This window comes from Kitasatospora sp. A2-31, from assembly GCF_022288725.1.
GTDB lineage: Bacteria > Actinomycetota > Actinomycetes > Streptomycetales > Streptomycetaceae > Kitasatospora.
In genome coordinates this window covers 465,962-475,448 of the sequence record NZ_JAKNTA010000006.1, presented here as the reverse complement: position 1 = coordinate 475,448, position 9,487 = coordinate 465,962, and the positions used below count along the sequence as shown (strand labels likewise).

The window sequence follows — 9,487 nt, the reverse complement described above, 5'->3', positions numbered from 1 at the left end:
CGGGGCCCTTCGGCCTTCTCACCAGCGCCTCATCAGCCTTCACGGACCGCTCAGAGGCGGCTGCTATCTTTGCCGAAACCAAGCCCCAGCAGCGGAAAGCGGGACCAGCTCATGCCCACGGCTCCCCAGTTGTCGATCGTGATGCCGATCTACAACGAGCAGGAAGCGCTGCCGCTGACGGTCGAGCGACTGCGACCGATCCTGGACGGGCTCGACGTCACCTATGAGGTCGTCGGCGTCGACGACGGCAGCACCGACGCCACGCCGGTGCTGATGCAGAAGATCCGGCAGGACTGGCCCGAGTTCCGCATCGTGCGCTTCGCGCGCAACTCCGGGCACCAGGCGGCGCTGACCGCAGGCATCCACCGGGCCTTCGGCGACTACGTGGTCTCCATCGACGCCGACCTGCAGGACCCGCCCGAGAAGATCCCCGAGATGCTCTCGCTCGCCCGCGAGCAGAGCCTCGACATCGTCTACGGCGTCCGCGGGGACCGCGGCACCGACACCTTCTTCAAGCGCCACACGGCCGGCGCGTACTACTGGCTGATGCGCAAGCTGGTCGGCAAGCGGATGCCCAACCACGCCGGCGACTTCCGGCTGCTCAGCCGGGCCGCGGTGGACGCGCTGAAGGCGCTGCCCGAGCAGCAGCCGGTCTACCGGATGCTCGTGCCGTGGCTGGGCTTCCCGAGCGGTGAGGTCGTCTACGTGCGGGAGGAGCGGGTGGCCGGCAGCACCCACTACCCACTGTCCAAGATGGTCCGGCTCGCCCTCGACAGCATCACCAACTTCTCCGCCAGCCCGCTGCGGCTGGCCACCTGGCTGGGCCTGCTGAGCTTCCTGGTCTGCATCGGCCTGGCGGTCTACACCACCGTCGAGTACGCGCTCGGCTCGACCGTGCCGGGCTGGTCGTCGCTGTTCATAGGCATGCTCTTCATCGGTGCCGTCCAGCTGGTCTGCGTCGGCCTGCTCGGGGAGTACGTCGGCCGGATCTACTCGGCCGTCCAGGCCCGGCCGGCCTACTTCGTCGGCTACGACTCCGCCGACGACGAGTCGCAGGGCCGGGCCTGATGGCGTCCGCCGGCGGCCCGACGCCTCCCACCCCGCCGAGCGCGCCCGCACCCGCCGCCTCGCCGGCGAGCGGCTCGACCCGGCGTCAGCTCCCGTCGTTCCTGGTCATCGGCGTCCTCAGCACGCTGTTCTACCTGCTGCTGTTCGTCGTCGCGCGCTGGTTCACCGGTCCGCAGGCCGCCAACCTGATCGCCCTCGCCGTCAGCGCGGTCGCCAACACGGCCGCCAATCGGCGTTTCACCTTCGGAGTCACCGGCTCGGAGGGGATGATTCGTCATCAGCTCCAGGGTGCGGTGGCCTTCGTGATCGGTCTCGGCCTCAGCGCCGGGGCGCTCGCCCTGCTCGACCTCGCCGTCCCGGACGCGTCCCGGGTGGTGGAGGTCGCCGGTCTGGTGGCCGCGAACGGGCTCGCCACGGTGGCCCGGTTCCTGTTGCTGAAGGTCTGGGTCTTCCGGAGCAAGCCGTCCGGGTTGTCCGACAGTTGACGGCGCGCCCCGCGATCGTTCGGGGACGCAGGCTGTCTATATGATTGCCCTTTGTAGCCTACCCGTGCGCTGTTGTGTCGTTTCGGTGGACGGGAGGCCCGCCCGGCCCAGAGGGGGGCGATGGCGGAGATCCGACCGAAGGGGCACTCCGCGTGTCGACCGCACAGTCCGAGCTGACCAGAGGAGCTCGGAGCCGATCGCAGCCGGCCGAGCCGGCCGGACCCGTCGGGCCCGGAGGCCGGAGCGGGGCCCGGCCGCCCCGGCGCAACCCGCTCCACCTGGCCCTGGCCCTGCTGCTGTCCTGGCTGGTACCGGCCGGGCTGGTGGCGGTGCACCTGGGCGTCCTGCTCCTGCCGCTGCTCGTCCTCGCGGTCGCCGTCGTGATCCGCACCGGCGGCGTGCTGCTGGACCGCCTGGTGATCGCCGGCCTGATCGTGGCCGGCTCGGTGCTCACCCTGGGCCTGGTGTACTCGCTCTGGCCGTGGGGCCTCGCCCCGGTGCCGACCACCGGGGTGATGTTCACCCTGATCTCGGTGGGCGGCTGGCTCGCGCACCGGCGCCCGCGGCTGCCGCTGCGCTTCCGTGGCTCGGACCTCCTCGTCCTGGGCACCGTCGCGGTGGTGGGCCGCTACCTCCTCCACCCGCTGATGGGGGAGACGGCGGCCGAGCGCGTCGCGCTGTTCGCCACCTCCGAGGACCGGCTCGCCCACTTCTCCTTCTTCTCCGGCATCCAGGGCGTCGGCGGCTTCAACTTCCTCCACCAGGAGGCGGCCAAGGCGTACCTGATCCCGCCGTCCGAGGTGACCTACCCGCAGGGCTCGCACTTCCTGCTGGCCTGGGTGGACGCGCTGGTCCACTCCTCCGCCGACCCCGGCGCGATGGTCTACACGGTCAACCGCTACTTCCTGTACCTGCTGGTCTGCTACGCGCTGTTCTGCGGCGGGCTGGTCTGGGCCGCCCGCTGGATCGGCGGGCCGCGGCTGCGCGGCTGGCGGTGCACCGCCGTCTGCGCGACCGTCGGCGCGGTCATGCTGGCGACCAACTACCTGGACCTGCTCGCCCACGGCTTCGACTCGACCTTCATCGGGCTCTTCTTCGTGACCCTGACGCTGGCGGTCGCCGTCCGCCCCGCCATGGGGGTGGGCGAGTTCCTGCTGGCCGGCGCCGCCGGCATGATCACGGTCACCTACGCCTACAACATCTACGGCGCGTTCGCCGGGGTCGCGCTGTTCGGCGCGCTCGTCGTGCACCGCCGCAAGTTCGCCGGCCGCTGGCCCTGGGTGCTCGCCGCCCTGGTGGTGACGCTCGGTGTCGCCGCACTCCCGAGCGCCCTCTCGCTGATGGGCGACCTGGACGTCGCCAGCGCCTCCAACATGAACGGCCCCTCCGTCAGCGCCGACAACTCGGTGCTGATCGGCGGCGGGCTGCTGGGCCTGCTGGCCGCGGTGATGCCGCGCAACCGCCGCACGGCCACCGGCCAGGCGCACCTGGCGGTGCTCCTCGGCACCGGCGCGCTGCTGAGCGCCTTCGCGCTGTACCAGCTGCACACCATCCAGCGGTACTCCTACTACTTCCACAAGATGACCGGCGTCGGCGTCGTGGTGAGCCTGGTCTCGCTCGGTGCGGTCGGCGTCGTCCTGCAGGGCCAGTACCGGGGGAGCGCCCGGACGCTGCCACGGCGCGCCGGCGAGCTGGTCGTCTCCGTCCTGACCGTCGCCACCGCGCTCAGCCTCTTCGCGGGCGTCCAGTGGGGCTTCCTCAGCACCGAGGACAAGCGCGCCGACTGGTACGCCAACCCGCTGGTGGCCTGGGGCCGCGGCGAGTGGCGCAGCGACATGGGCCCCAAGGGCGCCGAGGCGCTGCAGCTCCCCGGGGTGACCGGCCCGGTCGTCTTCCTGGTGGCGAACGACGACTACAAGAACCTCAAGGCGACCTGGCTCGCCGCGCTGCTCAACCGGCGCGGCGGCGACATGGCCGCGCTGTACGACATGCACCCCCACATCGGCATCGGCGGTCCGTCCCCCAAGGAGGAGGACTACCGCAAGTCGGTCGGCAAGCTGAAGGAGTTCATCGCCAAGCTGCCCGCCCCGCCGACGATCGTGACCGCCGACCGCTCCGTGGGCGACCGGATCAGGCACGACCTGGCCGCCCAGGGCGTCAAGGCGACGGTGCTGAGCGATCCTCAGAACCTCTGGACCGAACCGTGGAAGCGGACCTTCCCCGGTGGCTGACGGCCCCGGGAGGGTCACCGAGCATTCACGGTGACCCGCTACTATTCACAGCAATCGCACGGAGGGGGCCGACCGCGTGCGGAGACGGGAGCCCAGGTCGGCCGGTGAACTCGGTGATCATGTGATGAAGAACCCGATCGCCAAGCTGCTCGGGATTCTCCCCCCGGGGGCCCGGCTCGTGGTCGGTGGCACGGTCGTGCTCGGTGCCTCGGCGTACGTCTACATGGCGCTCGTCGGCTACAGCCTCGGCACCGCCGGGGCCGCCCGGGTGACGATGCTCTGGACCATCGTCATGTCGGTCGGCTGGGGCCTGTTCCAGCCGGTCGAGCTGGAGCTGACCAGGCTGGTGGCCGCCCGCAAGGTGGCCGGTGCCGGCGCACTGCCCGCCGTCCGGCGGATGCTGCTGCTCGCGCTGGCGATCCTGGCCGGCGCCTGCGGCGTCCTGGCCGCGGCCGCGCGCCCGATCGCCGACCTGCTCTTCAGTGGCGACACCTCGCTCGTGCTGGCGCTCGCCGGCGGCCTGGCCGGCCTCGCGGTGAGCTCCGTCTCCCGCGGCGCCCTGGCCGGCCTCGGCCTGTTCGGCCCGTACGGCACCCAGCTGGCCGTCGACGGCGCCCTGCGGATCGGCCTGGCCGCGCTGACCGCCGTGGTCGGTCTACACTCCGCCCTGGCCTTCGGCCTGATCCTGGTGGTGGCCCCGGTCGCGGCGGCCCTGATCGGCCTGCGCGGAATCCTGGCCGACCGGGCACCCGGCCCCGAGGTGGCCTGGAAGGAGCTCACCGGCGGCCTGGGCCTGCTGATCGCCTCGGTGATGCTCTCCCAGCTGGTGGTCAACGCCACCGTGGTCTGCGTCCGCCTGCTCGCCCCCAAGCACTCGGAGGCCTCCGACGCGCTGGTGTTCGCGCTCGGCCAGGCGGTGGTGATGGCCCGGGTGCCGCTCTTCGCCTACAGCGCCCTCCAGGCCTCGATGGTCTCGGCGCTCTCCGGCGCGGCCGCGGCGGGGGACCACGGCGAGTTCCGCAAGGTGCTGACCCGGACCACCGCGGTGGTCGCGGCGATGTGCATCGGCGGCGGTCTGCCGGTCATCGCGCTCGGCGCCTGGCTCAACCCGCTGCTCTTCAACGCCAAGGACCTGCTCGGCCCGCTCGACTTCACCTGGCTGGTCCTCGGGACGCTCTGCTACGTCCTGGCCACCGTCTTCGGCCAGGCCCTGATGTCGCGCTCGCAGCACCGCCTCCAGTTGGTGGGCTGGGGCGCGGGTTCCGTAGCATTGGTGGCCGTCGCGTGCGCCCCCGGTGCCGTCGGCCTGCGCGCCGAGCTCGCCTACCTGGCCGGTGCGGCGGTCAGCGCCGTGCTGATGCTGTGGGCCCTGTACCGCGCCATGCCCTCCCGTCCCCGCCCGTCCGGCCACGCCCGCCCGCGCCCGGACGGGGACCGGGCGACCGAGCCGCTGCACACCCCGTGACGGTGAGGACCCCACTGTGACTGGCCGACGACGCCCATGAGCAGCACCGACGACAGACCGACCCAGGCACGCCCCGGCGTGCCGATCGCCAAGCATGGAGCCCCTGTGTCCGAGTACGACAACGTCTGGCTGGTGATCCCGGCCTACAACGAAGGCCAGGTGATCGCCGAGGTCGTGGAAGGGGCACGCAAGACCTTCCCCAACATCGTCGTGGTGGACGACGGCTGCACCGACGACACCGCGCAGCACGTCATGACGACCGGTGCGCACCTCGTCCGCCACCCGGTGAACCTCGGCCAGGGCGCCGCGCTGCAGACCGGTCTGAAGTACGCGCTGGAGCAGCAGGGCGCGGAGTACTTCGCGACCTTCGACGCGGACGGCCAGCACCAGACCGGCGACGTCGAGAAGATGGTGGCGCTGCTGCGCCAGGGCGAGGCCGACATCGTGCTCGGCTCCCGCTTCATCGAGCAGACCGGCCAGGTGCCGTGGATCAAGCGCGTGGTGCTGCGGACGGCCGCCGCGGTCAGCCCCACCGCCCGCAAGCTGAAGCTCACCGACGCGCACAACGGTCTGCGCGTCATGAACCGCGAGGCCGCCGGCCGCATCCGGATCACCATGAACGGCATGGCCCACGCTTCGGAGATCGTCTCCTTCCTCGCCGGCTCGGATCTGCGGGTCGCCGAGGTGCCGGTGGACATCCTGTACACCGACTACTCTCGCGCCAAGGGCCAGTCCCTGATCAATGGCGTCAACATCCTCTTCGACATCTCGCTGCGGGAGCGTAACCGCCGATGAACCACCTCTGGATTCAGCTGATCCTCGTCGTGGCCGCCGTGGCCATGGCCCTCCTGTTCGTCCGGCGCTGGGACGCCGCGAACACCAGGGCGTGGAAGCGCATCGCCTTCTCGCTCTTCGTGATCGCGAACATCGTCGCGATCCTGTGGCCGACCGGCGTGACCAAGCTGGCCACCGCCCTGGGCGTGGGCCGCGGCACCGACCTGGTGCTGTACCTGATGGTGATCGCCATGGGCTTCCTGACGCTCAACACCTACCTGCGCTTCCGCTCGCTGGAGAAGAAGATCACCGATCTGGCACGCACGGTGGCCATCACCGAGGGCATCCGCCACAACAACGACCGCCTCGACGTCCCGGTCAGCTCCGAGCGCTGACCCGGGCCCGCCGGGCGAGGACACCGACGAGAGAACGGGACCCCCGTGCGGGGTACCGTTCCTCTTCGCGTCACCGGGCAGGCGCGCCGGTGCACCGAAGCGCGATCAAGACCAGGAGGTGCGGCGCCGCCATGAGCGTCGATTTCGTCATTCCGTACTACGGCGACCCGGAGTACCTGTTCGCCACCATCGACAGCATCCGGGCGCAGCACCAGGAGGACTGGCGGCTGACGATCGTGGACGACCAGTACCCGGGCTTCCGGGCGCTGGAGTACATCGAGAGCCTGGGCGACGAGCGGATCCGCTACATCCGCAACGAGGAGCGGCTGGGCCCCAACGGGAACACCTACAAGGCCTCGACCCTGGCCGAGCGCGAGTTCGTCTCGATGATGGGCGCCGACGACCTGCTGGAGCCGAACTACCTCGACGTCGTCCTGGAGCGCCTGCGGGCCGACCCGAAGGCGATCGCGGTCCAGCCCGGCGTGCGGGTGATGGACAGCGAGGGAACGATCCTCACCTCGGTCGGCATCGGTGACAAGGTCAAGCGCAAGATCAGCGCCCCGGCCCGCAAGGCCGGCGTGATCAGCGGCGAGGAGGCGGTGAAGAGCCTGCTCTCCGGCAACTGGCTCTACACGCCCTCGCTCACCTACCGCCGGTCCGCCCTGTCGAAGATCCCCTACCGGCCGGACATCGACGCCATCCACGACCTGGCCTTCATGGTCGACATGCTGATGGAGGGCGGCAACCTCCTGGTCGACGAGCGCGAGGTGTTCCGCTACCGCCGCCACCAGGCCAGCGACTCCTCGACCCGGGTCAAGGACGGCAAGCGCTTCGACGAGGAGCTGCGCTACTACGGGCTGATCGCCAAGGAGCTGCGCGCCAAGGGCTGGAACGCCGCCGCCCGCTCCGCGGACCTGCACCTGTCCTCGCGCCTGCACGCGCTGATGGTGGCGGCCGGCCGGCTCGGCGCCGGTGACTTCGCGCACGCCGGGGCCATGGTGGGACGGGCGGTCCGCACCGGCTGACCGTCCCGGGCAACGCCGAAGCAGGCATTCGGCGGAGGCCGGGGGACCGGGCGGCGCCCCCACGACGTCCGTTTGACCGTCGCCACATCCGCGCCACTCCACGAAAGCGACTGACATGACTGATCTGGCTGCCGACCCCGTCGGCGGCTCCACCACGGAGCCGCGCCGGCCGGGCGGTGTGACGACGGACCCGGTCGGCTCGCGGGCCCCGGGCCTGCTGGCCCGGCCCTGGGCGGCCCGTACGGCCGAGGCGGTGGTGTCGGTCGTGGCGGCCTTCGGCTTCGCCCTGCTCTGCACCCGCATCGACGTCAACCCGCTCGCCCGGGTCGGCCAGGTCAGCGGCCTGGCCATGATCCAGAAGTACGCGGCGCTGGTCGGCCTGCCGGTCCTGGCCGTGCTGCTCTACACCGCCTACCGGGGCAGCGTGGCGCGCGCCCAGCTCGCCCAGCGGCTGGTCTGCGCCGCCGTGGCGGGTCTGTCCACCGGCGTGGTGGCCGGCGGCATCGTGGTGGCGCTGAACGGCACCCAGTGGGGGCTCGGCGGCCAGGAGGGCGACCCGGGCAACCTCATCGGCATGGCCAACGACATGCTGCGCGGCCAGGGCGTGCCCGGCGTCTACCCGCCCGGGTTCCCGGGAGCGCTGGCGGTCTGGTCGAAGCTCTTCTACGGCGGTGTCGGCGGCGGGGGCTACGCGCTCAAGGACCTCCAGCTGATCTGCAGCGCGCTGGTCGGCCCGATGGCCTACCTGTCCTGGCGGCTGCTGCTGCGTCCGTTCTGGGCCCTGCTGATCGCCGTCCCGTCGGCGATCCTCTTCCTCGACCCGATCCGCCCCTACAGCCACGTCACCATGATCGTGATGGTGCCGATGCTGGCGGGCGCCCTGCGCGAGCTGCGCCGCGCCCACGAGCTGTCGACCCGCTCGGTCGTGCTCCGTGCCCTGGGCTTCGGCGGCTCGTTCGGCGTGATGTTCCTCTGGTACAACGGCTGGTTCGTCTGGGCGGCCCCCGGGGTCTTCGTCCTGACGATGTTCGTCGTGCCGTGGCGCCGTGGCGCCGCGCGGCTCAAGCGGGCCCTGCTGTTCCTCGGCGTGACGGTGCTGAGCGCCGGCGTCGTCGCCTCGCCGCTGCTGTACCAGCTGGTCAAGCTGGGCGCGCAGGCCAAGGACCGGTACGCCTACCTGCCGGTCTACGTCGACCCGGCGTACATCATGGGCTGGGCCTCGGACCGCTCCGGCCGGCTCACGTACCACGACTGGCCGTGGCGCGGCGAGCTCGCCGGCCAGAGCGCCTACACCCTGCTGCTGCTGGCCGGCGCGGCGCTGGCGCTGGGCCTGGGCCTGCGCAGCATCGCGGTCCGGACGGTCGCGGCGACCCTGATCGGTGCCTGGCTGCTGCGCTTCTGGTTCGCCTCGCACCTGGCCGAGGACAAGGCGATCCAGCTCTACCCGCGCACCACCTGGATCATCCTGTACGCCCTGATGATCCTCGCCGTGCTCGGCCTGATGTTCGCCGTGCAGCGCGGGACGAGCTGGGTGCGCACGCTGCAGCGGGTCGAGGACGGCAAGCCGGTGGCGGCGGCGATCCGCCCGGCGGTCACCGGCCGGATGGTCGCGGGCGCGGTCTGCGCCCTCGCGCTGTTCGCCACCATGGGCGCCTCCTGGTCGGCCGACCGCTACATGCCGACGACCGATCCGAAGGCCATCCCGGACGGCAAGTCGGAGATCATCGACATGGGCGCCGACGCCTGGCGCGCGCACATCCTGGTGAACCGCAACGGCAAGTGCCCCAAGTACGACCCGGCCGGTCCGACGGACTGCGCGCCGGTGAACTACAAGCTCAAGGAGTACAACAACGAGCCCGACAAGGGGCAGCTGTGGTGCGCCAACGTGAAGGCCGAGGAGTGGGCCCTCGTCTGCGGCTCCAAGCGCCCCTGGTAGCGGGGCCGGAACGGCTGAGCGGCCCCGACGTGGTGCGGACCACGTCGGGGCCGATTGGCATCCGGGCTGCTCCATGTGGCAGTATGTCCAAGTTGCTCGGTTGAGTGC

At 71.4% G+C, this 9,487-nt stretch carries 8 protein-coding genes; all 8 read left to right on the top strand.

Annotation, left to right across the window (positions count from 1 at the left end):
- Nucleotides 1-111 precede the first annotated feature (111 nt).
- The 8 genes from MCM47_RS20105 (at nt 112) to MCM47_RS20070 (ending at nt 9,379) form a co-directional block, all read left to right on the top strand.
- A complete protein-coding gene (locus MCM47_RS20105) occupies nt 112-1,068 on the top strand; it encodes a glycosyltransferase family 2 protein (RefSeq protein ID WP_238862998.1) in 957 nt (318 codons plus the stop codon).
- The gene (locus MCM47_RS20100) at nt 1,068-1,553 is read left to right on the top strand and encodes a GtrA family protein (protein WP_238862997.1); all 486 of its coding nucleotides are present in this window, start codon (nt 1,068-1,070) and stop codon (nt 1,551-1,553) included. The genes MCM47_RS20105 and MCM47_RS20100 overlap by 1 nt, the downstream gene beginning before the upstream one ends.
- Before the next feature lie 152 nt (nt 1,554-1,705).
- Complete coding sequence (locus MCM47_RS20095; protein ID WP_238862996.1) at nt 1,706-3,784, top strand: hypothetical protein; 2,079 nt, start codon at nt 1,706-1,708, stop codon at nt 3,782-3,784.
- A gap of 124 nt (nt 3,785-3,908) precedes the next feature.
- Nucleotides 3,909-5,249, top strand: coding sequence for a hypothetical protein (locus MCM47_RS20090; RefSeq protein ID WP_238862995.1), 1,341 nt, complete (start codon nt 3,909-3,911; stop codon nt 5,247-5,249).
- Between the two features lie 105 nt (nt 5,250-5,354).
- Nucleotides 5,355-6,044 carry a glycosyltransferase family 2 protein gene (locus tag MCM47_RS20085; protein WP_238862994.1) on the top strand — a complete coding sequence of 230 codons (690 nt, stop codon included), beginning with the start codon at nt 5,355-5,357 and terminating at the stop codon, nt 6,042-6,044.
- Nucleotides 6,041-6,418 carry a DUF2304 domain-containing protein gene (locus tag MCM47_RS20080; RefSeq protein WP_238862993.1) on the top strand — a complete coding sequence of 126 codons (378 nt, stop codon included), beginning with the start codon at nt 6,041-6,043 and terminating at the stop codon, nt 6,416-6,418. The genes MCM47_RS20085 and MCM47_RS20080 overlap by 4 nt, the downstream gene beginning before the upstream one ends.
- Nucleotides 6,419-6,549: 131 nt before the next feature.
- Nucleotides 6,550-7,443 (top strand): glycosyltransferase, encoded by an 894-nt coding sequence (locus tag MCM47_RS20075; RefSeq protein ID WP_238862992.1) that lies wholly within the window; start codon nt 6,550-6,552, stop codon nt 7,441-7,443.
- 115 nt (nt 7,444-7,558) lie between these two features.
- Nucleotides 7,559-9,379, top strand: coding sequence for a hypothetical protein (locus tag MCM47_RS20070; protein ID WP_238862991.1), 1,821 nt, complete (start codon nt 7,559-7,561; stop codon nt 9,377-9,379).
- Nucleotides 9,380-9,487: the final 108 nt, after the last annotated feature.